At 61.6% G+C, this 25,079-nt stretch carries 25 protein-coding genes and 1 pseudogene; 20 read left to right on the top strand and 6 right to left on the bottom strand.

The features are described from left to right. The first annotated feature begins 209 nt into the window (after positions 1 to 209). The 14 genes from cyoA (at position 210) to ACN6NG_RS24880 (ending at position 14,362) form a co-directional block, all read left to right on the top strand. A complete protein-coding gene (gene cyoA, locus ACN6NG_RS24945) occupies positions 210 to 1,154 on the top strand; it encodes a ubiquinol oxidase subunit II (protein WP_016501430.1) in 945 nt (314 codons plus the stop codon). A 3-nt stretch (positions 1,155 to 1,157) separates the two neighbouring features. Further along, the gene (gene cyoB, locus ACN6NG_RS24940) at positions 1,158 to 3,176 is read left to right on the top strand and encodes a cytochrome o ubiquinol oxidase subunit I (RefSeq protein ID WP_016501429.1); all 2,019 of its coding nucleotides are present in this window, start codon (positions 1,158 to 1,160) and stop codon (positions 3,174 to 3,176) included. A gap of 3 nt (positions 3,177 to 3,179) precedes the next feature. Next, entirely contained in the window at positions 3,180 to 3,806 is a 627-nt protein-coding gene (gene cyoC / locus ACN6NG_RS24935) for a cytochrome o ubiquinol oxidase subunit III (protein WP_016484942.1), read from the top strand. Beyond that, entirely contained in the window at positions 3,806 to 4,138 is a 333-nt protein-coding gene (cyoD, locus tag ACN6NG_RS24930; protein WP_016501428.1) for a cytochrome o ubiquinol oxidase subunit IV, read from the top strand. Before cyoC ends, cyoD begins: the two co-directional genes overlap by 1 nt. Positions 4,139 to 4,149: 11 nt before the next feature. After that, positions 4,150 to 5,037: a heme o synthase gene (gene cyoE, locus ACN6NG_RS24925; protein WP_016484944.1), complete on the top strand. Its 888-nt coding sequence runs from the start codon at positions 4,150 to 4,152 to the stop codon at positions 5,035 to 5,037. A 335-nt stretch (positions 5,038 to 5,372) separates the two neighbouring features. Next, the gene (gene alaC, locus ACN6NG_RS24920) at positions 5,373 to 6,581 is read left to right on the top strand and encodes an alanine transaminase (RefSeq protein WP_063426301.1); all 1,209 of its coding nucleotides are present in this window, start codon (positions 5,373 to 5,375) and stop codon (positions 6,579 to 6,581) included. A gap of 217 nt (positions 6,582 to 6,798) precedes the next feature. After that, positions 6,799 to 7,926 carry a hypothetical protein gene (locus ACN6NG_RS24915; protein ID WP_063426303.1) on the top strand — a complete coding sequence of 376 codons (1,128 nt, stop codon included), beginning with the start codon at positions 6,799 to 6,801 and terminating at the stop codon, positions 7,924 to 7,926. A 126-nt stretch (positions 7,927 to 8,052) separates the two neighbouring features. Continuing rightward, a complete protein-coding gene (locus ACN6NG_RS24910; RefSeq protein ID WP_016501425.1) occupies positions 8,053 to 8,436 on the top strand; it encodes a YkgJ family cysteine cluster protein in 384 nt (127 codons plus the stop codon). 194 nt (positions 8,437 to 8,630) lie between these two features. Continuing rightward, positions 8,631 to 9,194 (top strand): GNAT family N-acetyltransferase, encoded by a 564-nt coding sequence (locus ACN6NG_RS24905; RefSeq protein WP_016501424.1) that lies wholly within the window; start codon positions 8,631 to 8,633, stop codon positions 9,192 to 9,194. A gap of 56 nt (positions 9,195 to 9,250) precedes the next feature. After that, a complete protein-coding gene (locus ACN6NG_RS24900) occupies positions 9,251 to 9,778 on the top strand; it encodes a sigma-70 family RNA polymerase sigma factor (RefSeq protein ID WP_049273391.1) in 528 nt (175 codons plus the stop codon). Beyond that, entirely contained in the window at positions 9,775 to 10,749 is a 975-nt protein-coding gene (locus ACN6NG_RS24895; RefSeq protein WP_063426305.1) for a FecR family protein, read from the top strand. Before ACN6NG_RS24900 ends, ACN6NG_RS24895 begins: the two co-directional genes overlap by 4 nt. 73 nt (positions 10,750 to 10,822) lie before the next feature. Then, positions 10,823 to 13,348: a TonB-dependent siderophore receptor gene (locus ACN6NG_RS24890; protein ID WP_174371258.1), complete on the top strand. Its 2,526-nt coding sequence runs from the start codon at positions 10,823 to 10,825 to the stop codon at positions 13,346 to 13,348. A 67-nt stretch (positions 13,349 to 13,415) separates the two neighbouring features. Continuing rightward, a complete protein-coding gene (locus ACN6NG_RS24885) occupies positions 13,416 to 13,955 on the top strand; it encodes a hypothetical protein (protein WP_474316724.1) in 540 nt (179 codons plus the stop codon). Positions 13,956 to 13,975: 20 nt separating this feature from the next. Then, positions 13,976 to 14,362, top strand: coding sequence for a lysozyme inhibitor LprI family protein (locus ACN6NG_RS24880; protein WP_016501422.1), 387 nt, complete (start codon positions 13,976 to 13,978; stop codon positions 14,360 to 14,362). A 123-nt stretch (positions 14,363 to 14,485) separates the two neighbouring features. Here the strand turns inward: ACN6NG_RS24880 and mnmH are convergent, their stop codons facing one another. Next, positions 14,486 to 15,598, bottom strand: a complete 1,113-nt coding sequence (mnmH, locus tag ACN6NG_RS24875; protein ID WP_169725096.1) for a tRNA 2-selenouridine(34) synthase MnmH — start codon at positions 15,596 to 15,598, stop codon at positions 14,486 to 14,488. Continuing rightward, positions 15,598 to 16,632, bottom strand: coding sequence for a selenide, water dikinase SelD (selD, locus tag ACN6NG_RS24870; RefSeq protein ID WP_353455807.1), 1,035 nt, complete (start codon positions 16,630 to 16,632; stop codon positions 15,598 to 15,600). The genes mnmH and selD overlap by 1 nt, the downstream gene beginning before the upstream one ends. Before the next feature lie 126 nt (positions 16,633 to 16,758). Here selD and ACN6NG_RS24865 point away from each other — a divergent pair, with 126 nt between their 5' ends. Genes ACN6NG_RS24865 through phnE form a run of 4 tightly spaced genes read left to right on the top strand, consistent with a single transcriptional unit; the run spans position 16,759 to position 20,004 of the window. Continuing rightward, entirely contained in the window at positions 16,759 to 17,613 is an 855-nt protein-coding gene (locus ACN6NG_RS24865; RefSeq protein ID WP_474316721.1) for a putative selenate ABC transporter substrate-binding protein, read from the top strand. Continuing rightward, the gene (locus tag ACN6NG_RS24860; RefSeq protein WP_353455806.1) at positions 17,610 to 18,419 is read left to right on the top strand and encodes a phosphonate ABC transporter ATP-binding protein; all 810 of its coding nucleotides are present in this window, start codon (positions 17,610 to 17,612) and stop codon (positions 18,417 to 18,419) included. Before ACN6NG_RS24865 ends, ACN6NG_RS24860 begins: the two co-directional genes overlap by 4 nt. Next, entirely contained in the window at positions 18,413 to 19,240 is an 828-nt protein-coding gene (locus ACN6NG_RS24855; protein WP_063426319.1) for a PhnE/PtxC family ABC transporter permease, read from the top strand. The genes ACN6NG_RS24860 and ACN6NG_RS24855 overlap by 7 nt, the downstream gene beginning before the upstream one ends. Next, positions 19,237 to 20,004, top strand: coding sequence for a phosphonate ABC transporter, permease protein PhnE (gene phnE, locus ACN6NG_RS24850; RefSeq protein WP_016501416.1), 768 nt, complete (start codon positions 19,237 to 19,239; stop codon positions 20,002 to 20,004). The genes ACN6NG_RS24855 and phnE overlap by 4 nt, the downstream gene beginning before the upstream one ends. 36 nt (positions 20,005 to 20,040) lie before the next feature. On the opposite strand, the gene ACN6NG_RS24845 is transcribed toward phnE, so the two are convergent. From ACN6NG_RS24845 to ACN6NG_RS24835, 3 genes are all read right to left on the bottom strand, one after another. Next, positions 20,041 to 20,934: a bestrophin family protein gene (locus ACN6NG_RS24845; protein WP_063426321.1), complete on the bottom strand. Its 894-nt coding sequence runs from the start codon at positions 20,932 to 20,934 to the stop codon at positions 20,041 to 20,043. A gap of 98 nt (positions 20,935 to 21,032) precedes the next feature. Then, positions 21,033 to 21,512, bottom strand: a complete 480-nt coding sequence (locus ACN6NG_RS24840) for a GNAT family N-acetyltransferase (RefSeq protein WP_063426323.1) — start codon at positions 21,510 to 21,512, stop codon at positions 21,033 to 21,035. A gap of 170 nt (positions 21,513 to 21,682) precedes the next feature. After that, positions 21,683 to 22,330: a trypsin-like peptidase domain-containing protein gene (locus ACN6NG_RS24835; RefSeq protein WP_016501411.1), complete on the bottom strand. Its 648-nt coding sequence runs from the start codon at positions 22,328 to 22,330 to the stop codon at positions 21,683 to 21,685. Between the two features lie 330 nt (positions 22,331 to 22,660). Between ACN6NG_RS24835 and ACN6NG_RS24830 the strand changes: the two genes are divergently transcribed. Next, complete coding sequence (locus tag ACN6NG_RS24830; protein ID WP_012051239.1) at positions 22,661 to 23,083, top strand: bleomycin resistance protein; 423 nt, start codon at positions 22,661 to 22,663, stop codon at positions 23,081 to 23,083. A 22-nt stretch (positions 23,084 to 23,105) separates the two neighbouring features. Here the strand turns inward: ACN6NG_RS24830 and ACN6NG_RS24825 are convergent. Next, positions 23,106 to 23,210 (bottom strand): annotated as a pseudogene (locus tag ACN6NG_RS24825) (effector protein); the annotation flags it as partial. A 434-nt stretch (positions 23,211 to 23,644) separates the two neighbouring features. On the opposite strand from ACN6NG_RS24825, the gene ACN6NG_RS24820 reads away from it, so the two are divergent. After that, positions 23,645 to 25,060 (top strand): NAD(P)/FAD-dependent oxidoreductase, encoded by a 1,416-nt coding sequence (locus tag ACN6NG_RS24820; protein WP_063426325.1) that lies wholly within the window; start codon positions 23,645 to 23,647, stop codon positions 25,058 to 25,060. Positions 25,061 to 25,079: the final 19 nt, after the last annotated feature.

Genomic DNA, 25,079 nt, shown 5'->3' with positions numbered 1-25,079 from the left:
GCGTTTTCCCGCACCAAATGGACTTGGTCTGAAGTACAGGCCTGTTGCCTACGAAACCATAAGCACCGCTAACACGCTTGAAGCCAAGGTCCTGCAGTCGGACCCCAGGCAGGAGCGAGTACGGGCGCAAAATGCCTCACTTGGCAGGACGAAGTGTTGGCTACCAAAACACAAATTGCATTGAAGCAAGCTGATCTAGAGGTCGTGAGATGAGTAAAAAGCGTTACCCCAGACTGTTTGGCATATTGCCCTTTTTAGGCATGCTTTTACTCAGTGGGTGCAACTGGACCCTGCTCGACCCGAAGGGCCAGGTCGGCATTGAGCAAAAGAACCTGATCCTGATCGCTACCGGCCTGATGCTGCTGGTGGTCATTCCTGTGATCATCATGACCCTGGCGTTCGCCTGGAAGTACCGTGCTTCCAACAAGGCAGCCACCTACACCCCTGACTGGTCGCACTCGACCAAGATCGAGGCCGCGGTGTGGATCATCCCGATCCTGATCATCATTGCCCTGGGTTACGTCACCTACCACTCCACCCACAAGCTGGACCCTTACCGTCCGCTGGACTCGGACGTGAAGCCGATTCAGATCGACGTGGTCGCACTGGACTGGAAGTGGCTGTTCATCTACCCGGAACAGGGCATTGCCACCGTCAACAAGATCAACTTCCCGGCTAATACCCCGGTGAACTTCCGTGTCACCTCCGACGCCGTGATGAACTCGTTCTTCATCCCGGGCCTGGGTGGCCAGATCTACGCCATGGCCGGCATGACCACCAAACTGCACCTGATCGCCAACGAAAACGGTGTGTTTGACGGTATCAGCGCCAACTACAGCGGTGCTGGTTTCACCGGCATGAAATTCAAGGCTACTGCCACTTCCCAGGCCGACTTCGATGCATGGGTCGCCGAGGTCAAGCAGTCGCCGTTGAAACTGGGCAAAGCCGAGTACGAAGCTCTGGCCAAGCCTAGCGAATACAACCCAGTCGCGCTGTACAGCGAGGCGCCAGCAGAGCTGTTCCAGTCCATCGTCGACAAGTACGAAGGCATGAACCGCGGCAAGCCGGTCCACGAAGAAGCAGGCAGCAAAGATCTGGCCACAACCAAGGGTGTGGAATCGAGTATGCAACCAGCTGCCGGTGCAGAGGAGTAAGAGATGTTCGGTAAACTAAGCCTGGAGGCGATACCCTATCACGAGCCGATAGTCATGGTGACGCTTGCCATGATCGCGCTCGGCGGTATCGCTGTCGTCGGTCTTATCACCTATTTCCGCAAGTGGACCTACTTGTGGAGCGAGTGGCTGACTACTGTCGACCACAAAAAGATCGGCGTGATGTACATCATCGTCGCGATGGTCATGCTGCTGCGCGGCTTTGCCGACGCCATCATGATGCGTACCCAGCTGGCTGCCGCTACCGGTGGCTCCGAAGGCTACCTGCCGCCTGAACACTATGACCAGATCTTCACCGCTCACGGTGTGATCATGATCATCTTCATGGCGATGCCGTTCTTCACCGGCCTGATGAACCTCGCGGTTCCTCTGCAGATCGGTGCACGTGACGTTGCCTTCCCGTTCCTGAACTCCCTGAGCTTCTACCTGCTGCTGGCAGGCGTGCTGCTGGTCAACATCTCGCTGGGCGTTGGTGAATTCGCCAAGACCGGCTGGGTTGCCTATCCGCCGCTCGCAGGCATCCAGTACAGCCCTGGGGTAGGTGTCGACTACTACATCTGGGCGCTACAGCTATCCGGATTGGGTACGACGCTTACCGGCGTGAACTTCCTCGTCACCGTGATGAAGATGCGCGCACCTGGCATGAAGCTGATGGACATGCCGATCTTCACCTGGACCTGCACCTGGGCCAACGTACTGATCGTTGCTTCGTTCCCGATTCTGACTGCTGCACTCGCTCTGCTGACTGTTGACCGTTATCTGGACTTCCACATTTTCACCAACGAGCTTGGTGGGAACCCGATGATGTACGTCAACCTGTTCTGGGCGTGGGGTCACCCTGAGGTGTACATCCTGATCCTGCCGGCCTTCGGCGTGTTCTCGGAAGTTACCTCGACGTTCTCTGGCAAACGCCTGTTCGGCCACCACTCGATGATCTACGCATCGGGCGCGATCGCCATCCTCGGCTTTGCGGTATGGCTGCACCACTTCTTCACCATGGGTGCCGGCGCCAGCGTCAACACCTTCTTCGGCCTGGCGACGATGCTGATCTCCATCCCGACCGGTGTGAAGCTGTTCAACTGGCTGTTCACCATGTACCAAGGCCGTGTGCGCTTCACCGCACCGATGCTCTGGACCCTGGGCTTCATGGTCACCTTCTCCATCGGTGGCATGACCGGCGTACTGCTGGCCGTTCCAGGTGCTGACTTCGTTCTGCACAACAGCCTGTTCGTAATTGCGCACTTCCACAACGTGATCATCGGTGGCGCGGTATTCGGCTACATCGCCGGTTTCGCCTTCTGGTTCCCGAAAGCCTTCGGCTTCACCCTGAACGAGAAGTGGGGCAAAGCTGCCTTCTGGTTCTGGCTGTCGGGCTTCTACGTTGCGTTCATGCCGCTGTACGCCCTGGGCTTCATGGGCATGACCCGTCGTCTGAACCACTCCGACAACCCGCTGTGGGAACCCTACCTGTACGTAGCCGTTGTCGGCGCCGTGCTGATCCTGTTCGGTATCGCTTGCCAGCTGATCCAGATCTATGTGTCGGTTCGCGACCGCAAAGACAACATGGACGTCACTGGCGACCCATGGGGCGGCCGTACCATCGAGTGGTCCACTTCGTCGCCACCACCGTTCTACAACTTCGCTCACATGCCTGAGAAAGTTGGTCTGGACGCCTGGCACGAAGCCAAGGAAGCCGGTGTTGCGTACAAGGTTCCGGCCAAGTACGAAGCGATCCACATGCCGAGCAACACCTCCACCGGTCTGTTCATGGGTCTGTTCCTGACCGTGTTCGGTTTCGCCTTCATCTGGCACATCTGGTGGCTGGTGGGCGCGAGCCTGTTGGCAACCATCGCAGTCTTCGTTCGCCACGCTGCACGTGACGACCAGGGCTACATGGTTCCGGCCGAAGAAGTGGCGCGCATCGAAGGCGAGCGTATGAAAGCGCTGGCCAAAGCAGGTGCTCTGCCTGCCGGCGCACGTGTCGAATCGTTTGAGCGGGTGTAATCAATGTCCAGTCAAGTAATGCACGGCGGCGCTGCTCATGGTCACGACCATGGGCATGACGACCACCACCACGACTCGGGCCAGATGACCGTACTGGGTTTCTGGCTGTACCTGATGACCGACTGCATCCTGTTTGCGTCGCTCTTCGCCACCTACGCGGTGCTGTCCGGCAGTTTTGCCGGCGGCCCGTCGGGTCATGACATCTTCCAGCTCGATTTCGTAGCTGTTGAAACGCTGTTCCTGCTGCTGTCCTCGATCACCTTCGGCTTCGCCATGCTGAAGATGTTCGATGGCAAGAAAGCCGGCGTACTGGGCTGGTTGGCTGTGACCTTCCTGTTCGGTGCAGGCTTCATCGCGATGGAAATCTATGAATTCCATCACCTGATCAGCGAGGGCTTCGGCCCGCAGCGCAGTGGCTTCCTGTCGGCGTTCTTCGCCCTGGTAGGTACCCACGGTCTGCACGTGACTGCCGGCCTGATCTGGATGGCAATCATGATGTACCAGATCAACAAGCATGGCATCACGCCGACCGCCAAGACCCGCATGAGCTGCCTGAGCCTGTTCTGGCACTTCCTGGACGTGGTCTGGATCTGCGTATTCACCGTCGTTTACCTGCTGGGGGTTCTGTAATGGCTAGCGCACACGACACTCATCACGAAGGTAGCCACGGCAGCGTCAAGTCGTACATGATCGGCTTTGTCCTGTCGATCATCCTGACCGCGATTCCGTTCGCGCTGGCGATGACTGCCAGCCTGCCGAAGAACCTGACCGTTCTGATCATTGTTGCCATGGCCGTGATCCAGGTAGTGGTACACCTGGTGTACTTCCTGCACATGGACCGCTCGAAAGAGCAACGCAACAACGTGTCGACGTTCCTGTTCACCGTGCTGGTAATTGCACTGCTGGTCGGCCTGTCGCTGTGGATCATGTTCAACATCCACATCGAAATGATGGCCAAGTGAGGTAAGACTGCATGTCCGTTAAGCACTTTATCCAAATCACCAAACCGGGGATCATTTTCGGTAACGTGCTTTCCGTGGCAGGCGGTTTCTTCCTTGCCTCGAAGGGCCATGTGGATTTCGCCTTGTTCCTGGCGGTGGTGATCGGTACTTCGCTGGTGGTTGCGTCCGGATGCGTGTTCAACAACTGCATCGACCGTGACATCGACCACAAGATGGAGCGCACCAAGAACCGCGTCATGGTGCAGGGCGGCATGTCGCTGCCCCTCGCGCTGATCTACGCCACCCTGCTCGGGGTGGCGGGTTTCAGCCTGCTGTATGTCCAGGCCAACCCACTGTCGGCGTTCTGCGCAGCTGTAGGCTTCATTGTCTATGTCGGTTTCTACAGCCTGTGGCTGAAGCGTAAATCGGTGCACGGCACCTTGGTCGGCAGCCTTTCGGGTGCCATGCCTCCGGTGATCGGATACTGCGCCGTAAGTAACAGCTTCGACCTGGCTGCGGTAACCCTGCTGGTGATGTTCAGCCTGTGGCAGATGCCGCACAGCTTTGCCATCGCAATCTTCCGCTTCAAGGATTACAGCGCTGCCAACATTCCGGTCCTGCCGGTGGCACGTGGCATCCTCGCGGCGAAGAAGCAGATCGTGCTGTACGTGCTGGCCTTCGTGCTCGCCACCTTGATGCTCACCCTCGGCGGTTACGCCGGCCTCGGCTACCTGGCCGTGGCAGCTGCCATGGGCCTGTACTGGCTGTACATGGCCTGGGGTGGCTACAAGGCCGAGGACGACAGCAAGTGGGCCCGCAAGGTGTTCGGCTTCTCCATCCTCACCGTTACCGCCCTGAGCGTGATGATGGGTGTGGACAGCCAGACCGCTGCGGACGTGCTGATGACTTACGCACGCTGATACTGCTGCCTGTTTCACGAAAACCCCGGCCATGTGCCGGGGTTTTTTTATGCCTGTCTGCCTGTGCCGGCCTCTTCGCGGGTAAACCCGCTCCCACAGGTACAGCGCCGGCTTTGCATGTGGCGCGGTCCCTGTGGGAGCGGGTTTACCCGCGAAAGGGCCGGCACAGGAAAACATAAAATCCAATTTTTCAAACAATAGATCTGAAAAGATCTAACAAAACAGGCTTTTACCCTTTACAGAAATCATATTTCGGCATTATCTTCTGTTTCAGGCCGCCACATCGGCCAACGTCGCTCGGACGGTTCCGGGCGCTTACGTACTCAGAGGAAGCCATGGCCAACCCAGGTTCGCCGCGCCGCTTTGCGCGCATCGATCGTCTCCCCCCTTACGTCTTCAACATCACTGCCGAGCTCAAGATGGCCGCCCGCCGCCGTGGCGAGGACATCATCGACCTGAGCATGGGCAACCCCGATGGCGCCACCCCGCCGCACATCGTCGAGAAGCTGGTGCAGGTTGCCCAGCGTGAAGACACCCACGGCTATTCCACCTCTCGCGGCATCCCACGCCTGCGCCGGGCCATTTCCAACTGGTACAAGGAACGCTACGAGGTCGACATCGACCCGGAAAGCGAAGCCATCGTAACTATCGGCTCGAAAGAAGGCTTGGCCCACCTGATGCTGGCCACCCTCGACCAGGGCGACACGGTGCTGGTGCCCAACCCCAGCTACCCGATCCACATCTACGGCGCAGTGATCGCCGGTGCCCAGGTGCGTTCGGTGCCGCTGGTGCCGGGTGTGGACTTCTTCAACGAGCTTGAGCGGGCCATTCGCGAGTCCATCCCCAAGCCGAAGATGATGATCCTGGGCTTCCCGTCCAACCCGACGGCCCAGTGCGTGGAGCTGGACTTCTTCGAGCGCGTGGTGGCCCTGGCCAAGCAGTACGATGTGCTGGTGGTGCATGACCTGGCCTACGCCGACATCGTCTACGACGGCTGGAAAGCCCCGTCGATCATGCAGGTGCCTGGCGCCAAGGACATTGCGGTGGAGTTCTTCACCCTGTCCAAAAGCTACAACATGGCGGGCTGGCGGATCGGCTTCATGGTCGGCAACCCCGAGCTGGTCAACGCCCTGGCCCGGATCAAGAGCTACCACGACTACGGCACCTTCACCCCGCTGCAGGTCGCTGCCATTGCGGCGCTGGAAGGTGACCAGCAATGCGTCCGTGACATTGCCGAGCAGTACCGCCAGCGCCGCAACCTGCTGGTGAAAGGGCTGCACGAGCTGGGCTGGATGGTCGAGAACCCCAAGGCATCGATGTACGTATGGGCGAAGATCCCTGAGCAATATGCACACATGGGCTCGCTGGAGTTTTCCAAGAAGCTGCTGGCCGAGGCCAAGGTGTGCGTGTCGCCGGGGATTGGTTTTGGCGAATATGGTGACGACCATGTGCGCTTTGCCCTGATCGAGAACCAGGACCGTATTCGCCAGGCCATTCGCGGCATCCGGCAGATGTTCCGGGCTGACGGGGTGGCCCGCAAATAAGGAACCGGGGCCGCTTTGCGGCCCATCGCCGGCAAGCTAGCTCCCACAGGTGCGGCGCCGCTCTCACGACCTGTTGGGGCTCTGTGGGAGCTGGCTTGCCGGCGATGGGCTGCAAAGCAGCCCCTCGATTTTGCAGCAGGGCGAGCTTTCCGCCTGCGTTTCACCGATCAGCCTACCTATCTTCAGCACTCATTTCTCACCAAAGAGACCCCTCCCCATGAGTGTGTTCACCGCCTACTTCTGTGGCACCGGCTCGCATCGCTTCGACGACGCAAACCCCAACTTCTGGAACGGCGAGCTGGTTTCGACCCTGGCCGCCAACGACCAGGGCCGCGAATTCGCCCACTGGATTGCTGTTGACGGCCCCGGCAGCGGCAACCTTCAGGATGACAAGCTGTTCGTAGAACCCGGCGGCTACTTCAACTGGACCGGCCAGTTGTTCGGTAGCGGCTGGGAAGAAAACGTCAACCACGTGCTGCAGGTGATCAAAGGCGAAAGCAGCTGGCAGCGCACCAAGCTGAGCGAGGAAGAGTACGAGCGGCTGAAGGATGCTGGCGTACCTGTTCCGGAAGTGTCATCCACGGCCTCGTGGTTCTGGCGTACCTACGACTACGGTGACCGCCACCCAACGCCGCAAGAGTTGCAAGAGCGCATCATCAGCATGTTCCGCAAGCCGCGCATTCCGACCCAGGTGAACCTGGTGGGCTGGAGCCGGGGCGGCATCAGCTGCCACATGCTGGCCAACGCCATGGCGAAAGACCCGGTGTTGCGAAACGTACCGGTGAATATCTTTGCGATCGACCCGGTGCCTGGTGTCGGCAATGTGCAAGCCGAGCGCATCGCACTGGCGGAGAACGTGCGTGAATATATCGGCTTCTACTCGCGGGATGAGCGTTCCAAAGGGTTTGCCTGCGTGATCCCGTCAGTCGCCAGTGGCACGCAAATCTGTATTTATCCGATGCCCGGGCGTCATGCCACGCTGGTCGGCAACGCATCGGTCGATGGTGCAAGCGACGGCACGGTGCTCAAGGAGCCCGGGCTGATCGTGCGACATTTCGCTGAAGTCTGCCTGACCCGCTGGGGGGTTCAACTGGGCAGGCAGCTGGCGTTGAACGACAGCCAGTTGATGAAGTGTCACCAAGCCATGGCCGCAGCCGAAGCGCAGTACCAAGCCATGCGCGTCAAATCCTACACAGTGCTGACCGAGGGTCAGAAGCATGACCGGTTGGTGCATTGCGGCGAGGACCGTACGCAGTTCAGCAAGGTGTGTGGTGATGACTATGACCCGACCGAAGGGCTTGCCTTGCAGCGTTGGGATGTCTCCACCTACAAGGCATTGCGCTGAACGAAGCGGGCGGCCGGATCAGTGGCAAATTTTTTTGCATGTACCCTCTATCCAGCCGCCCCGGGTTCGATTGAGAATGGCGCCGCGGGCCAACCCCGATAACAACAACCTTCCCTCCGTGGCATCATGTCTGAATATAACCCTTGCCTTGACTGCGGCGCCTGCTGCGGGTACTTCCGTGTGTCTTTCTTCTGGGGCGAATGCCAGTCTGCCGGGGGCGTTGTGCCGGACGACCTGGTGGTACAGATCAACCCCACCCGCGTTGCCATGATCGGCACTGACGCCAAGCCCTGCCGCTGCGTCAGCCTTGAAGGCGAAATAGGCAAGGAAGTCGCTTGTACCATTTACGCCAACCGCTCCAGCCCTTGCCGCGAATTCGAAGCATCGTGGGAGGGTGGTGTGCACAACCCTAGCTGCGACGATGCGCGGGCGGCGTATGGGCTGCCACCACTGACGCCGCCAGGGGCCAACGAGCCGCATTGGCCGGATGATGGGGCTGAGGTGGCCTGAACCCTTTATGCTCGCCTGGGCTGGCCCTGTCGCCGGCAAGCCAGCTCCCACAGGTACTTCACAAGGCTCAGGTTCTGTGGTGGCCTGGTGGGAGCTGGCTTGCCGGCGATGGGCTGCAAAGCAGCCCCGGGATGCCTGAACCCTGCACTTGACGTTAAACTGTCATCTCCCCAGCAATGGACAGGAGATCCGGCGTGACCCCACCCCGCAGTTTCCCCAGTGACCTCTGCCTCGACAGCCCGCGTCTGCACTTGCGCCCCATGCGCCATGCCGATGCTGCGCAATGGCTGGCGATCATGGCCGACCCCGAGGTCATGCGTTATTGGCACCATGCCCCCTGGCAAGACCTGGCCGAAGCCGAAAGCGCCCTGGCCGCCGACCGCGAAGCCTATGCCAATGGCGACCAGCTCAAGCTCGGCATGTATCGCCGTGACAATGGTGAGCTCATCGGCATGGTGCAGCTGTTCAACATCGACGATGTGTCCCGCCGCGGCGAAATCGGCTACTGCCTGGCCAGTGCCGTGCAGGGCAGGGGCTACATGGACGAGGCATTGACCTGCTTCATCGATTACCTCGCCCACACCCTGCACATGCGCCGCCTTGAAGGCGAAATCGACCCACGCAACCAGGGCTCGGCGCGCACACTCGAGCGGCAGGGCTTTGTGCTGGAAGGCACCCTGCGGGCGCGCTGGTGCGTGGCCGGCGAGCTGTCCGACTCGGGTATCTACGGGTTGTTGCTTGAACCACCTGTTGCATAGTCTTACGGCGAATAGCTACTATTCGGGAACAGTTCTCACTTGTGTCCCGGTACCCCATGCCCGTAGCCGACTCACCGAGCCCGTACCCGCTTGAACAGCTGTACAGCGAGCACCACGGCTGGCTGTTCAGCTGGCTACGCCGCAAGCTGCGCTGTTCGCACAGCGCAGCCGACCTGGCCCAGGACACTTTCGTGCGTATCCTGGCTTCGCGTGATGCCCTGCTGGGCATGCGCGAGCCACGCGCCTACCTCAGCACCACGGCGCGCCGCCTGCTGATCGATCGGGTGCGCCGGCAGCAGATCGAGGAGGCCTACCTCAGTGAACTGGCCCAAGCTGCCGAGGCGCTGGAAGGGCACCAGTCCCCCGAGAGCATCCTCATCACCCTTGAGGCGCTGGAGCAGATTGCCTTCCTGCTCGAAGGCCTGCATGCAAATGCACGTGAAGCTTTTGTGGGCTATTACCTGGACGACCTGACCCAGACACAGATTGCCGAGCGCCTGCAGATTTCCCCGCGCATGGTGCGCAAGTACCTGGCCCAAGCGCTTATCCACTGCCACCGCACGCTGGACATTGCCGCACCGTGAACCCGTCCCGCATCGAACAGGAGGCTGCCGAGTGGGCCCTGTGCCTGGGCGAAGGCGAACTGGATGCCGCTGATGCTTGCGAACTTGAGGCTTGGCTGCAGGCCGACCCGCGCCACGGCGCTACCTTGCGCCGTATGCAGGGGGTGATCAGCCAGGTCCAGGCGCTGCGGCAGCAACGCGGGCCGGTGGGCGCCGGGTTGCGCGCCGGGTTACAGCCTTCGACGCCACGCTCTGGGGTGCGGCGCGCCTTGCTCGGCCTGGTACTGGCGGCCTCGTTGCTGGGCGGCTTGCCGCTTGCCGGCGTATCCCCAACGGACTGGCTGGCCGACCTGCACACCGCGCCGGCCGAGTGGCATAGCGAAACCCTGGCCGATGGCTCACTGCTGACGTTGGCGGGCAATTCTGCCGTGGATGTGCAGTTCAGCGCTGGCGAGCGGCGCATCCGCCTGCTGCATGGCCAGTTGCTGGTGGATGTCAGCCATGACCCGACGCGGCCGTTCGTGGTGCAAACCGATGAGGGCAGCTTCAAGGCGCTGGGGACCCGCTTCGTGGTCAGCCAAGGTAAAGCACGCAGCGAGCTGACCATGCTCGAATCCAGGGTCGAGGCGCGCAGTGCGGTGTCCGGTGATCAGTTGGTCGCCGGGCGTGGCGAACGCGCCTGGGTGGCACGTGACGGGCTTGGACCGCTGCCGGCCATCGACCCGGCGCGGGTAGACCGGGCCTGGCAGCACCACCAACTGGTGGCCGAAGGCGTGCCGCTCGATCAGGTGCTGGACGCGTTGTCGCAACAGCGACGCGGCGTGCTGCGTTTCGACCGCCAAGCCATGCAGGCCATCAAGGTTTCGGCGGTGCTGCCGCTGGATGACAGCGAGCGCGCCCTGCGCCTGCTGGCCGAGGCGTTGCCGATTCGTATCGGCGGTTTTAGCCGCTGGTGGACCACGGTCGAGCCAGCCCCGCGAGAAAATCGATAAAGGTGGTTCCGCTTCTGCGCAGTGGCCCGTCAAACAAGAGGCCAACCGATCAAGAACAAGGAGCCGATCCACCATGCGCCGATTCCCTGGCCACCCCGTCCTCAGCCCGCTAGCCCTGGCCTTGCGCCTGTCCTGCGCTGGGCTGGCCCTATCCATTGCAGCCCTGCCGGCCGTGGCCGAGGAGGCCGCCCGCCGTAGCTTCGACGTGCCCGCCGGCAACCTGGCCGAGGCGCTTGGCAGCTATGCCCAGCAAGCCGCCGTGTCGCTGGCCTTCACCCCCGAAGCGCTGACCGGGCTGCAAAGTAGTGGCCTCCACGGCCTGTATTCAGTGGACAGCGGTTTTGCCGTGTTGCTGGCTGGCAGTGGTTACCGGGTGCAGCGCAGCGACAACGGCTACCGGCTGGTGGCCGAGCCGCAGGCGGCCGGGAGCGGTGACGCGATGGAACTGGGCGTTACCACCGTGGCCGGGCAAGGCATGGGTGAGAGCACCGAGAACACCGGCTCGTATGCCCCGGGCCTGATCAGCGTCGGCTCCAAAACCCCGACCAGCCTGCGCCAGACGCCGCAATCGGTGTCGACGGTGACCCGACAGCTGATCGAAGACCAGCAACTGACCGACATCAACCAGGCGATGAAAGTGACGCCGGGCATCGTCACCCAGAGCACCACCTTCCGCACCCAGGACTTCCTCTCGCGTGGTTTCAGCATCCAGAACCTGCAGATCGACGGCGCTGCGCCACAGGCGTTGGGTACCGCGATGGGCTCGTTCTATTCGTCCAACATCTTCGAGCTGGCCGAGTTCGACCACATCGAGGTGCTGCGCGGTACCGCGGCGCTGTATGGCGGCTCGGGCGACCCGGGCGGCATCATCAACATGGTGCGCAAGCGGCCGACCGCCTACAACCAGCTCAAGCTGACCCTGTCGGCCGGCAGCTGGGACAACTACCGCCAGGAGTTCGACCTCTCCGGCCCGCTGGGCTGGGATGGCCGCCTGCGTGGACGCCTGGTGATGTCCAACACCGATCGCCAGTATTTCACGGACAACCGCTCCACCGAGCGCCCGCTGGTGTACGGTGTGCTTGAAGCGGACGTTACGGACGACACCATGCTCACCTTCGGTGCCCGCTACAACAAGTCCCACGAAAACGGCACCAACAGCGCGGTGCCCCGCTACAGCAATGGTGCCGACCTGAACTTGCCACGGCATACCGGCCTGACCCGGAACTGGGCTTACCTCGATGCCACCGCACGCGAGTACTTCGCCAAGATCGACCACCGCTTCAACGACGACTGGAAGCTCAACCTCAGCTACACCAACACCTGGGACCTGGGGCTGTTCAAGAGCGCCACAACCCTCAATGCGGTGGACCCGGTGACCAATACCGGGGCGACCTGGTACGGCACCTCGTCCCGTCAGGAGAACGAGCAGCACCTTTACGACAGTAATGTCTCCGGCCACTTCCAGGCCTTTGGTCTGGACCATGAAGTGGTCTTCGGCGCCGACTATCAGAAGATCGACAGCCGCTGGCTGGGCACTGCGCCTTTTGCCGCATCAGGCTCGCCGGCCAATGTGTTTGACCCCGACAGTTCGGCCTTTGACGACCCTGGCAATGGGCGTGACTACAAGCGCGACTACAGCCCCAACTCGCAGCGCCAGTATGGTTTGTATGGCAGCCTGCGCCTGCAGCTGGCCGAGCCGCTGCACCTGATAGTGGGGGCACGTGCCCAGCGCTTCCACTTCTGGCAGACCTACACCAACAACCTTGTGACGCCGGCCAGCATTTCCAGCCCCGAGCAGCGCATCGGCACTAAAGTCACGCCGTTTGGTGGCCTGGTCTACGACCTGGACGATCAATGGTCGGCCTATGCCAGCTACTCGGAAATCTACAAGCCACAGTCCAGCAGGATCAGCGGCCCGGCAGGCACCGGCTCGCCGCTTGAACCCATGACCGGCAAAACCTACGAAACCGGCCTCAAGGGCGAACTGTTCAACGGCGCGCTCAACGCCAGCCTGGCGCTGTACTACACCACCCGCGAAAACGAGGCGGTGCAGGACCCGAACTTCGCGGCGACCAATGCCGGCTTCTCTGGCAGTTGCTGCTACGTGTCCAACGGCAAGGTGGTGAGCAAGGGCATCGATATGGAGCTGTCCGGCGAGCTGTTGCCAGACTGGATGCTGGTGGGTGGCTACACCTTCAACCTCAATCGCAACCGCAGCGCCGACACGCCGCTGAGCACGGTTATGCCCAAGCACCTGTTCAAGCTTTACTCCACCTACCGCCTGCCGGGCATCTTCAGCGACTTCAAGGTGGGCGGCGGCGTGCAGGTGCAGAGTGCCACCTACACCTCCGGGACGGTGAACCGTTATGACAGCAATGGCGCAGTGGCGGAGCGGAATGTGCCCTTCGACTTCGATCAGAGCGGCTATGCCATCTGGAACGCCTTGGTCGAGTACCGCGTCGATGACCACTGGAACGTCACGCTCAATGGCAACAACCTGTTCGATAAGAAGTACTACGAAACTGTGGGTACTTCGACCTATGGCAACTTCTACGGTGAACCACGCAACTTCATGGTAACCCTGCGCGGCACCTATTGAGGGTCTGGAAGCGGGGCAGGGCCTGGGTTATGGTCGTAGGCTGTCCCGTTTCCTCCAGGTGTGCCCCTTGCCCGTTTTCTACTTGAGCATCAGCCTGCTGCTGTATCTGCTCGCCCTGTTTTTCGATGGCGCGCTGATGAGCGGCGCACGGCACATGCCGGCCCTGCAGATGTTGCTGTACGGGCCATGGGGCATGCCTTTCGGTTTGTACCAATGGTTTGCCAACCCGCTGCTGGCCTTGGCCATTCTTGCCCATCGGCGGTTCCGCCGCCTGGCATTGCTGGCCGGGTTGGCGGCGGCGTACCTGGCGGCCAGCAGTTTCGGCATCACCCGCCTGCCGGACAACCAGAGTTATGAGTTTCACGACCTGACCGGTTTTGGTACTGGTTTCTATCTGTGGCTGGCGGCCATCGGGGTGTTCTGCCTGGGGCAGGCCTGGCATTGCTGGAAGGCACGTAGCGCCGACGACATGCCGGGCTGGAACTGGCTGGATGTGGCGTTGATTGCGGCGCTGGGCGTGGCGCTTTATTCAGCCACGCAGATGCCATCGCTGCGCTTCCACCCAGGCAAGGTACTGATGCCGCCAGAACAGCCGCAGTCGTTTTGATACCCGCAAGGAGGGTTTGCATGATCAAGCATTGCCTGACAGGCTTGGCAATGGCCTGCGTTTTGCCGCTGGCGGTGGCGGACGATTACACGCCGGCCTACGGAAAGTGCATGGACAAGGCCTCCAGCACCGTGGCCATGAGCGAGTGCATCCAGGCCGAGACACACGTGCAGGACCAGCGTCTGAACCGGGTGTACAAGCAGTTGATGGGCAAGCTGGATGCCGGGCAGCAGAAAAGCTTGCGGGATGTGCAGCGTAAATGGCTTGCCTACCGCGATGGCAATTGCCAGTTTCATGTGCAGGCCAGTGGCGGGACGATGGCGCAGCTGGAGGGAGGGTCATGCATGATGGACATGACCCGCGACCGGGCGGCGGAGCTGGAACGGGTGCTCAGCCCCGGGCAGTGAGGTTGCCTGTACCGGCCTCATCGCCGGCAGGCCAGCTCCCACAGGTACAGCTCACAGGCAGAAGATGGCACTCAACCTGTGGGAGCTGGCTTGCCAGCGATGGGGCGCGAAGCGGCCCCGCTTTTACTGGCGAGGCTCGCGCAGCGCCCGGGCCTTGAGGTATTCGCGCACTTCCACGGCATCCCCGGCAAACTCGATACGCTCTGCCTTGGCTGCACGCTGGTAGGCATACATCGGGTCGTAATACTCGTTGAGCAAGCCTTCGATCCAGCCCCGGTGCAGGTCCACCGCGCCGCTGCGCTGTTGCTCCTCAAGGGCGAGGCGCAGGATCTGTGAAAGCCGCTGGTAGCGCTCCCCACCCAAGCGCTTGCAGATGTTGGCCATGCTTTGCAGCATGCGCTCGGCAAACAACCGGCGGCCATCCTCCTCACCATGCACGCCGATGAACTCGGCACTCAGGTTGACTACGTAGTCGCGCAAGATGCGCTCCACGCGGTTGGCAAAGCTGTCTTCCAGCCACACCAGCGGGTACTGCTGCATGCCCTGGTACAGCTCCAGCGGCACCGTGCAGCTGCCGACAATGCGGCCTTCATCTTCCAGTACGAACTGCTCGCAGCCGCGGGCGCGCTTTTTCAGCACATCGATGGCCAGCTGGTTTTCGAAATCGATCTGCGCCGGTTGTGCAGTGGCACGCTTGCCGAAGCTGGAACCGCGATGGTTGGCGTGGCCTTCCAGGTCGAGCACGTTATCCAGCTGGTGCAGCACATCGGTCTTGCCGGTACCGGTCAAACCGCCCACCAGCACAAAATCGCATTGCGCCACCGCCTGCTGGGTAGTCTCCAGCAGGAAGGTGCGCATGGCCTTGTAGCCACCTTTGACACGCGGGTACTGGATGCCTGCCTCATCGCGCAGCCAACCCTGCACGATCTGCGAACGCAGGCCGCCCCGGAAGCAGTACAGGTAACCTAGCGGGTGGGCCTGGGCAAACGCTACCCAGGCATCCATCCGCGCCTGCTTGGTGGCGCCGCTGACCAGCTGGTGACCCAGGACGATGGCGGCCGCCTGGCCTTGCTGTTTGAAGCAGGTGCCGACCTTCTGCCGCTCCTGGTCGTTCATCAGCGGCAGGTTGACCACGCCAGGGAAGGCGCCTTTGGCGAATTCGACAGGCGCGCGCATGTCCATCATCGGCACGTCGTCGAGGAACAGCTGACGGAAGTCGGTGCAGTCGGGGCGCATCAGATCACCTCGACCGCGTGGCTCTGTCGCTCGACCAGCTTGCCGATAGGCGACAGTTGCAGGCCCAGTTCGGCAGCCACGGCGAGGAAGTCGGTTTCACCCTCCGGGGTAACGGCCACCAGCAGGCCGCCGCTGGTCTGCGGGTCGCACAGCAGGTGTTTCTGGTCGTCGTTGAGGGCGCCGATCTTGTGCCCGTAGCTTTCGTAGTTGCGCAGGGTCCCACCGGGGATGCAGCCCTCGGCCAGGTAGTGGTCGACACTGGGCAGGCGCGGTACCGCGGTGTAGTCCAGGTGCGCGGTGAGGCCGCTGCCTTCGGCCAGCTCGACCAGGTGGCCGAGCAGGCCGAAGCCGGTGACATCGGTCATGGCCTTGACCCCGTCGAGCTTGCCGAAGCGGCTGCCGGGGGTGTTGAGGGTGCACATCCAGTCGCGGGCCAGGCCCTGGTCCTGCGGGCGCAGCTTGGCCTTTTTCTCGGCGGTGGTGAGGATGCCGATGCCCAGTGGCTTGGTCAGGTACAGCTGGCAGCCTGCAGTGGCGGTGTCGTTGCGCTTGAGATGGCGCTTGTTGACCACACCGGTGACGGCCAGGCCGAAGATTGGCTCGGGGGCGTCGATGGAGTGGCCACCCGCCAGCGGGATACCGGCTTCGGCACACACGGCGCGGCCGCCACGGATCACTTCACGGGCCACTTCCGGTGGCAGCACGTTGACTGGCCAGCCAAGGATGGCGATGGCCATCAGCGGGTCTCCGCCCATGGCGTAGATGTCGCTGATGGCGTTGGTGGCGGCGATGCGGCCGAAGTCGTACGGGTCATCGACGATCGGCATGAAGAAGTCGGTGGTCGAGACCACACCGCGCTCATCGTCCAGCGCGTACACTGCTGCATCGTCGCGTGACGCGTTGCCGACCCACAGTTTAGGGTCCAGGGCCTGGGTGCCGCTTTCGGCGAGGATCACGTCCAGCACCTTGGGGGAAATCTTGCAGCCACAGCCGGCACCATGGCTGTACTGGGTCAGGCGAATCGGCTCGCTCATGTGTACCTCAGCTGGTCAAATTGTTGCGCGATTGTAGCAAAGCTGGCCTTTGGGCCCTTGCCTCTTATAATTCCCGATGTCGGCGGATTTGTCGGCACTTCCCCGCTATTGAACCGGAGAACACCCATGCTCAAACGCCCCCTGGCGCTCGCCGCCGGCCTCGTGCTGTCTTGCTGTGCCGTTGTCGTACAGGCCGCTGAAACCCTGCGGGTCAGCGCCATCCCCGACGAAGCGCCCACCGAACTGCAGCGCAAGTTCAAGCCATTGGGTGAGTACCTGGCCAAGCAACTGGGCATGGAAGTGAAGTTCGTACCGGTGGCTGATTACCCGGCGGTGGTCGAGTCGCTGGCCGCCGACCGCCTGGACCTGGCCTGGCTGGGTGGTTTCACTTTTGTCCAGGTACACCTGAAGGACCCGACTGCCACGCCGCTGGTGCAGCGCGAGCAAGACGCGCAATTCACCTCCAAGTTCATTACTGCCAACCCCGACGTGAAGAGCCTGGCCGACCTCAAGGGCAAGTCGTTTGCCTTCGGTTCCATTTCGTCCACGTCGGGCAGCCTGATGCCGCGTTACTTCATGCTCAAGCAGGACAACATCGAGCCTGAAGCGTACTTCAGCCGCGTGGCTTATTCCGGCGCCCATGACGCCACCGTGGCCTGGGTACAGGCCGGCAAGGTAGAAGGTGGCGTGCTCAACGCCAGCGTGTGGCAAAAGCTGGTGGATGCCGGCAAGGTGGATACCAACAAGGTGAAGGTGTTTGCCACCACGCCTGCTTACTTCGACTACAACTGGACCGTGCGCGGCAACATGGACCCGGCGTTGAAGGAGAAGATCAAGAAAGCCTTCCTTGACCTCGACCCAGCCAACCCGGAGCACAAAGCGATTCTGGACCTGCAGGCTGCCAGCCGCTTCATCGAAACCAAGCCTGAGAACTACGAGGGCACCGAGCAAGCCGCACGCGAGGCCGGCCTGCTCAAGTGACTGCTTCGAATGTAGCCATCCATCTGCACGGTGCCAGCCTGCGCCATGGCCAGGTCCGCGCGCTTGATGCGGTCAGCCTGCGCATCGGGCAGGGCGAGCGAGTCGCCATCATCGGGCCGTCGGGGGCGGGCAAGTCGAGCTTGCTGCACCTGATGGCCACGGCCATCCAGCCCAGCGGCGGGCGCCTGGAGCTGCTCGGCGAGCAACCTTGGGCGTTGTCGGCCCGGGCACGCCAGCGCCTTCGGGCACGGGTTGGCCTGGTGCACCAGGCGCCGCCCTTGCCGCCACGCCAGCGGGTGGTGACGGCAGTACTGGCCGGCCGCCTAGGGCAGTGGGGGGTAATGCGCGGCTTGCTCAACCTGCTGTACCCCGGCGATGTACCCGGGGCACGGCAGGTTTTGGCGGAGCTGGGGCTGGCCGACAAACTGTTCGTGCAGTGTGGGCAATTGTCCGGTGGCCAGTTGCAGCGCGTGGGCATTGCCCGGGCGTTGTACCAGCGGCCGCAGGTGCTGCTGACCGATGAGCCGGTGTCGGCCATGGACCCGGTACTGGCCGACCACAGCCTGGCCTTGCTCAACCGCCATGCCCAGGCCAACAGCGTGACGCTGGTAGCGAGCCTGCATGCCGTGGAGCTGGCGCTGGCGCATTTCCCGCGGGTGATCGGTATCCGCGAGGGGCAGGTGGCGTTTGACTGCCCGGCCGATGCGGTCACCCAACCCATGCTGGATGCGCTGTACGCTAACGAACAACTGGCGTCGCCGCCAATCCAGGGGCCGACCCTGACCGTGCAGATACCGCGATGCTGAAGGCCGACACCCGCGACCCGGCCGTGCTGCCGCGGTTGCTGCTGGCCTTGCTGGCAATTGTCGTGCTGTGGCCAGGCATTCAGTTGAGCGAGCTGAACCCGTGGGTGCTGTTGCAGGCTGAGAACCGACAGCAGATCGCCAGTTTCACCAGTGCCTTTTGGCCACCTGCACACGATGCCGACTTTCTCGCATTGCTGTACGAAGCCACTCTGCAAACCCTGGCCGTGGCCACTGCAGGCATGGCGTTGGCATTGCTGCTGGCAGTGCCAGCCGGGCTGATGGCCAGCCGCGCCTTGTCGTTGCGTGCCGCCTCCCGCGGCGGGCGTGCCGGGTTGTGGTCGCGCTTGCTGCGCCTGCCGGTGCGCGGGTTGCTGATTTTTCTGCGCAGCGTGCCGGAAATTGTCTGGGCGCTGCTGTTTGTACGGGCCGTGGGGCTGGGGCCAACGGCGGGCGTGTTGGCTATCGCCATCACTTACAGCGGCATGCTCGGCAAGGTCTACGCCGAAATCTTCGAGTCGGTCGACCAGCGCCCGGCCCATGCCTTGCTGCAGGCGGGCAGTGGCCGGCTGGCGGCGTTTCTCTACGGCATCCTGCCCAATGCTGCATCGGAAGTGGTGTCATACACCGTGTACCGCTGGGAATGCGCGGTGCGGGCTTCTGTAGTGATGGGCTTTGTCGGTGCTGGCGGGCTGGGCCAGCAGATCGACCTGTCGATGCGCATGTTCGATGGTGCGCAAGTGGCGAGCATGCTGCTTACGTTCTTGCTGCTGGTGATGCTGGCCGACCTGCTCAGCCGCCTGCTGCGCTGGAGGCTGGCATGAACCGCGCCATCAACCTGTTGCTGCTTGGCGCCATCGCGGTGGCGGTGGTGGCCTCGTTTGCTTACCTGGAGCTGGACCTGCGCGCACTGGTAGGCAACGGCGGGCTGGGGCAGATGGGCGAGTATGCCGGGCGCTTCCTGCACCCGGACCTGTCTGCCGATCACCTGAAGGCAGTGTGGCGTGGCGCGCTGGAGACCCTGGCCATGTCTGGCCTGGGCACCTTGTTGGCGATGGTACTGGGGATGTTGCTGGCGTTGCCGGCGGCGGGGCGCTTCGGCTGGCCGTTGCAGGGCGCGGCGCGGTTGTTGCTGAATGCCCTGCGGGCCATCCCTGAACTGGTCTGGGCGGCGCTGACGGTGCTGGCGGCAGGCCTTGGCCCCAATGCGGGTACCCTGGCCTTGGCGCTGCATACCGCTGGCGTGCTGGGGCGGTTGTTTGCCGAGGCGCTGGAGAACGCACCGCCAGAGCCGGCAGCGGCTATCCGCCTGCAGGGCGGCAGCCAGGTGGCGGCGTTCTGCTTTGGTACCTTGCCCAATCTGTGGCCGCAATTGCTGGCCTACAGCTTGTACCGCTGGGAGAACAACATCCGCATGGCCAGCGTGCTGGGGTTTGTCGGGGCGGGTGGCTTGGGGCAGATGCTGTACACCACCTTGAGCCTGTTCCAGGAGGCCCAGGCCAGCACGGTGATCATCGGGATGCTGGTGCTGGTGTTGCTGGTGGATGTGTTGAGTGACGTGTTGCGCCAGCGCTATGTGCGGGCCTGACACATAGCCGGGGCTGTAAGGCAGCCCCAAAAATCCTCAGGCATCCACCGCCTCGGCACACTGCGCCTCCCGCTGCATCGACTCCAGGTTCCGCTCGATCGTCTCGCAAATGGTATCCATCTGTATCTGGTGCTCACTGAACCTGAACGGGCTCTGCAGATCAGTCCCGATCCGCTCGATGGCCAGTAGCATGAACCCCACCACCGTCGATGCCAGCGGCGTGAACCAACCCAGCGATTCCACCAGCCCCACCGGCACGATCAAACAGAACAAAGTAATGAACAGCCGCGGAAAATACACATAAGGGTAGGGCAGCGGCGTGTTGGCGATCCGCTCCATGCCACCCTGGGCATTGGACAGGTCCACCAGCGTCGACTCCAGCCGTGCGAGGCGGATGCTGTCCAGCCGCCCGGCCTGGTACTCCCGGGCCAGCAAGGCCGCTGAACCGCCGAGAATGTCATTGGCGAAGTTGTTCGAACGGTTGCGCCGCTCGAACTCCGCGGGCGGGATGAAGGCCATCAGCTCGTCCGGGCAGCGTTCACCCTTCAAGTGCGCCGCCAGGCAGTTCACATAGGCGATATGCCTGCGCAGCAGGGTGGCCTTGACCGGGTTCAGGCCATCATCCGGGTCGTCGATCAGGGTCAGCGTCTGCCGGGCGAAGCTGCGCGACCCGTTCACCAGCGCCCCCCACAACGTGCGTGCCTCCCACCAGCGGTTGTAGGCGCTACTGTTGCGAAAACTCACCAGCACCACCAGCGCCGAGCCCAGCAAGGTCAATGGGATCAGCGGCAGGGTGAACTTGCTGTTGAAGAACAGCATGAAGTCGATGGTGACCAGCACATCCCAGATCAGCAGCCAGAACAGCGACCAGCCGATGTAGCCGATGGTCTTCACGGCCAGGCGGTACTTGCGGGTGATGATGTCTTTCACGCGGGGGCACCTCGAAACGCGGGGGATGCTGGATCGGACGTCGAGGGAAGGGCATGGTTCGGTGCGGTTCGTCGAGGTGTGTGAGCAAACGTATCTTGCTAGCTGAAGACCTGCTTCATCTGCACCAACGCTACCCGCGTGCCGTCCCACGCCTGCCGCTCCTCGATGCCGAACGGTGTGAAGCCCAGCTGTGGATAAAGCAGCAGGCCGGCGGTGTTGTGATTGAAGCATGACACCCAGACCTCCCGTGCGCTGTACTGCTGGCGGGCGAGGTCGATCATTGCCGTTACCAGATAACGCGCTACACCAAAGCCGCGGGCGCTGGGGGCCACCACTACGTTGCCCAAGGCACATACGCCGCCATGTTCGGCTTTGTAGAAATTGGCGAAGGCCAGGACAGCGCCATTACCTTCCACTACCGTGGAGCCGCTGCGTTGGGCTATGGCGTCGCTCAGCTGGTTGGGGGTGAGGGGGTAGGTGGCTTTGGGGAACATGTAGAACAGTTCGTCCGGGTTCTGCGGGAAGCTGCAGATGACGGGGATGTCTTCAGGCCGGATGGGGCGGTGGGTCAGGTGCATGGCAGGTCCTTCTCGCGTTGGTTGGCACGGCCTCTTCGCGGGTAAACCCGCTCCCACAGGTACTGCACAAGGCTCAAATCCTGTGCAGGCCCTGTGGGAGCGGGTTTACCCGCGAAGAGGCCATCAGCCTCACATCATAGGCCGCTTTCCATCCAATACCGCGCCCCGATTCACGGCTTGGCGGCCACCGCCACGTAGCCTTTGACGGAAGCCGGTGCCTGGGGCTTGGCCTTGTGCGCCAGCAGGTACTGGTAACGCCGCCATTCCTTGTCGATTTCGCTGAACGACATGAACACGCTGATGCGGTCCTTGCCGGCCAGGTCCGGGCGCTTGCCGGCGTCGATCTCGCTGGTGGGAATGATGGCCACGTTGATGCCCACCACCTTGCCATCATCGGCAAACACCGGCCCACCCGACATGCCCTTGGTGATCGGGCCGTCATGCACTGAGTAGAAGACGCTGCCAGGCGTACCTTCAAGCCGTACCAGTGACGGCAGGGCATGGCCCTTGCCCTGCATCGGCATCATGAAACTGTTGAAACCCACCGCCGTCACGGCTTCTCCAGGCACGTACTGGCGCCAGTGCGGCACGCTGCTGGCCTTGTGCTTGAAGAACACTACGTCACCGAGGCCCTCGTGGACCACGTTGCGCAGGAAGGGGGTGTGTTTGGCGGTTACAGCGTAATCCTCGTTCCACTGGATGGCGCTGGCCATCAGCAACATCGGCAGGGGTGCACCGGAAGTGACCACGAAAGCCTGGCTGTAGACGGGGTCTGAAACGTACGACGTTGGCACTCCATTGCACCCACTGAGCAGCATCATTGCCGCCATGCAGGGCGCGATTGTTTTCATGTGTCACACAGGGTGTGGGGAAATGGGAACGCAACTATGGCTAAGTGCCATTACACTAGCAATACTTTCGGCATATATCCGACGAATGACAGCTTAAGTGTTAGTCATGACGGCGGCCAATAGAATGCAGGTATGGCTACAGGTCCCAGAGCCATTGGGGCGGCGTCAAATTGGAGGGATTTTTCGGGCGGATCTGATGGGTGTGAGCTGCATTGAGCTATCACACTGACAAGCTACCTTTTTCAGGGCGACCTGTTCATAGTTGTCAGTCGACTTACCCTGAAAGGAATCAGAACATTGTTTAAGCTAAATCCCTTGGTGCCCGAGCTGATTGTTTCTGATCTACCACGCAGCCTGGCATTCTACTGCGGCGTACTCGGCTTCAAGATTGAATACGACCGGCCAGAAGAGCATTTTGCCTTCCTGTCCTTTGGCGGCAGCCAGCTGATGCTGGAACAGGACTGGCAGAGTGAGTCACCCTGGCGGGTCGGCCCGCTGGAGCCGCCGTATGGTCGAGGCATCAACCTGTCGATCGAATGCGCTGATGCACTGGCCTTGGTCGCGTCGCTGGGGGTTGCGGGGCATAGCATCAGAAAGCCGATTGAAGAATGTTGGTACCGCCAGGGCGGCATGCTGGTCGGCCAGCGCAATTTCCTGGTGCAAGACCCGGACGGCTACCTGCTTCGCTTTGCTGAAGATCTCGGCGTGAAGAGCGCCTGAGCCAAGGGCGGATGCACGGAAAAATTGACCCCAGGTTGCGCTCGATGGTCTCGAAAAGGGTATCCATCTGGATCTGGTGCTCACTGAACCGGAACAGGCTCTGCAAATCCGTGCCGATCCGTTCGATGCCACCCTGAGCATTGGACAGATCTACCACCGTCGGATGCTGATGCTTTTGTCCACACTGAATATGTGGCAATGAAGTGTCGCCACATAACGCTATACACCCACACAGCTACTGAATTCTCAGCGCTTATTGCCTCCGTGCACTTTCGAAACTAAGCCAGCATCTTTGCTCGTACTAACTTCCCTCTTTCGAGTGCTGAATGTCGCCATATCAACTATTTATGTCCCCTGCGCGATAGTTTCAAAATGGCTGAACTAAGTATTTGCCCACAGCGCTTTTTCCCGACGCGGGTCATCAACAAAATAGCCGCCCTTCAATTTTAAGCATCAGCCTGACGCGGTGGCCGAAAGTTGACCGCGGCGGCTGGCGGCCAGGTAGGTGGCTCGCCGCCTGAGCTGATGAACCCACACCGATTACCAGGAAAGGAAAGTGTCATGGGAATGACGAGGCGTAAATTTTTGATCGGCGGCGGCGTCGTTGCTATTGCAGGTGGCGCAGGCATTCTGACCCCCTTGCTGACCCGCGAAGGCCGGTTGATCCCCGGCAAACCGCGGTTTGGTTTTGTAGAAGGCACCGAAGGTGCACTTCCCAAGCAGGCAGACGTGGTAGTTGTTGGCGCTGGTATTCTGGGGCTCATGACCGCGATCAATCTTGTCGAACGTGGCCTCTCGGTAGTCGTCGTTGAAAAAGGGGATATTGCCGGCGAGCAGTCATGCAGGTTCTATGGTCAGGTCATGACCTACAAGATGCCTGACGCGACGTTCCAGTTGCACCATCTTGCCAAACAACGGTGGCGCGAGATGAATGCCAAAGTGGGTGCAGATACCAGCTATCGCACACAGGGCCGGGTCGAAGTTCCTTTCGATGAAGAAGACCTGGAAAGCGTCAGAAAGTGGATTGATGTCAAAAGCCGGGAAGTAGCAGCGGACAACCCCTTCAAGACTCGGATCATTCAGGGGAATGAACTCGAACAGCGGCTGCGCGGTGCATCATCGAGCTGGAAAATTGCAGGTTTCGAGGAAGACTCCGGTAGCCTGGACGCCGAGCGCGCATCGTTTGTCATGGCGGAGTACGCCAAGAAAATGGGTGTGCGCATCTACACCCACTGCGCCGCAAGGGGGTTGGAAACCCAGGCAGGCGTCATCTCCGATGTGGTGACCGAGAAGGGCGCCATCAAGACTTCTCGCGTGGTCGTGGCAGGCGGCGCCTGGTCCAGGCTGTTCATGCAGAACCTGGGCGTCGATGTACCTACCTTGCCGGCCTACCAGTCCCAGCAAATCATCAGCGCGGCACCCCGTGCACCGGGGGGCAACGTTGCATTGCCAGGGAATATCTACTTCCGCGAGCAGGCCGACGGTACATATGCAACCTCGCCGCGCGTCGTCGTTGCCCCGGTGGTCAAAGAATCGTTCATGTATGGCTATAAATACCTGCCATTGCTGGCCATCCCCGACTTCCCGGTGCACATCTCACTCAACAAGCAACTGATCGATTCGTTCACTCAGCCCACCCAGTGGAGGCTGGACGAAGTATCGCCCTTCGAGAAAAACAGGCTGATGACGGCGGCCCCGGATATTCCCGAGCTGGATGCATCTCTGGAAAAGCTCAAAGTCGAGTTCCCTGCCTTCAAAGATGCGAAGTTGATCGATCAGTGGAGCGGTGCCATGGCCATCGCCCCGGATGAGAACCCGATCATTTCGCAGGTCAACGAGTACCCAGGCCTGGTCATCAACACCGCGACCGGGTGGGGTATGACGGAAAGCCCGGTGTCGTCCGAGCTGACGGCAGACCTGCTGCTTGGAAAGGCGCCGGTGCTGGACCCTAAACCCTTCAGTTTGTATCGATTCTAAGTACACATACCGCAATGGA

It is taken from the genome of Pseudomonas sp. TSO6 (assembly GCF_056098905.1).
Note: the sequence above shows the minus strand (reverse complement) of the source record. Positions and strands in the feature narration are given on the sequence as shown.

Bases quoted from the DNA above. Each gene is read 5' to 3' on its own strand.
- ACN6NG_RS24835 (WP_016501411.1), bottom strand. From the start codon at position 22,330: ATGCTGCTCAGTGGGTGCAATGGAGTGCCAACGTCGTACGTTTCAGAC.
- ACN6NG_RS24910 (WP_016501425.1), top strand. From the start codon at position 8,053: ATGTCTGAATATAACCCTTGCCTTGACTGCGGCGCCTGCTGCGGGTAC.
- cyoD (WP_016501428.1), top strand. From the start codon at position 3,806: ATGGCTAGCGCACACGACACTCATCACGAAGGTAGCCACGGCAGCGTC.
- selD (WP_353455807.1), bottom strand. From the start codon at position 16,632: ATGAGCGAGCCGATTCGCCTGACCCAGTACAGCCATGGTGCCGGCTGT.
- phnE (WP_016501416.1), top strand. From the start codon at position 19,237: ATGAACCGCGCCATCAACCTGTTGCTGCTTGGCGCCATCGCGGTGGCG.
- ACN6NG_RS24840 (WP_063426323.1), bottom strand. From the start codon at position 21,512: ATGCACCTGACCCACCGCCCCATCCGGCCTGAAGACATCCCCGTCATC.
- alaC (WP_063426301.1), top strand. From the start codon at position 5,373: ATGGCCAACCCAGGTTCGCCGCGCCGCTTTGCGCGCATCGATCGTCTC.
- ACN6NG_RS24915 (WP_063426303.1), top strand. From the start codon at position 6,799: ATGAGTGTGTTCACCGCCTACTTCTGTGGCACCGGCTCGCATCGCTTC.
- cyoC (WP_016484942.1), top strand. From the start codon at position 3,180: ATGTCCAGTCAAGTAATGCACGGCGGCGCTGCTCATGGTCACGACCAT.
- mnmH (WP_169725096.1), bottom strand. From the start codon at position 15,598: ATGCGCCCCGACTGCACCGACTTCCGTCAGCTGTTCCTCGACGACGTG.
- ACN6NG_RS24880 (WP_016501422.1), top strand. From the start codon at position 13,976: ATGATCAAGCATTGCCTGACAGGCTTGGCAATGGCCTGCGTTTTGCCG.
- ACN6NG_RS24900 (WP_049273391.1), top strand. From the start codon at position 9,251: ATGCCCGTAGCCGACTCACCGAGCCCGTACCCGCTTGAACAGCTGTAC.
- ACN6NG_RS24865 (WP_474316721.1), top strand. From the start codon at position 16,759: ATGCTCAAACGCCCCCTGGCGCTCGCCGCCGGCCTCGTGCTGTCTTGC.
- ACN6NG_RS24820 (WP_063426325.1), top strand. From the start codon at position 23,645: ATGGGAATGACGAGGCGTAAATTTTTGATCGGCGGCGGCGTCGTTGCT.
- cyoA (WP_016501430.1), top strand. From the start codon at position 210: ATGAGTAAAAAGCGTTACCCCAGACTGTTTGGCATATTGCCCTTTTTA.
- cyoE (WP_016484944.1), top strand. From the start codon at position 4,150: ATGTCCGTTAAGCACTTTATCCAAATCACCAAACCGGGGATCATTTTC.
- ACN6NG_RS24855 (WP_063426319.1), top strand. From the start codon at position 18,413: ATGCTGAAGGCCGACACCCGCGACCCGGCCGTGCTGCCGCGGTTGCTG.
- ACN6NG_RS24890 (WP_174371258.1), top strand. From the start codon at position 10,823: ATGCGCCGATTCCCTGGCCACCCCGTCCTCAGCCCGCTAGCCCTGGCC.
- cyoB (WP_016501429.1), top strand. From the start codon at position 1,158: ATGTTCGGTAAACTAAGCCTGGAGGCGATACCCTATCACGAGCCGATA.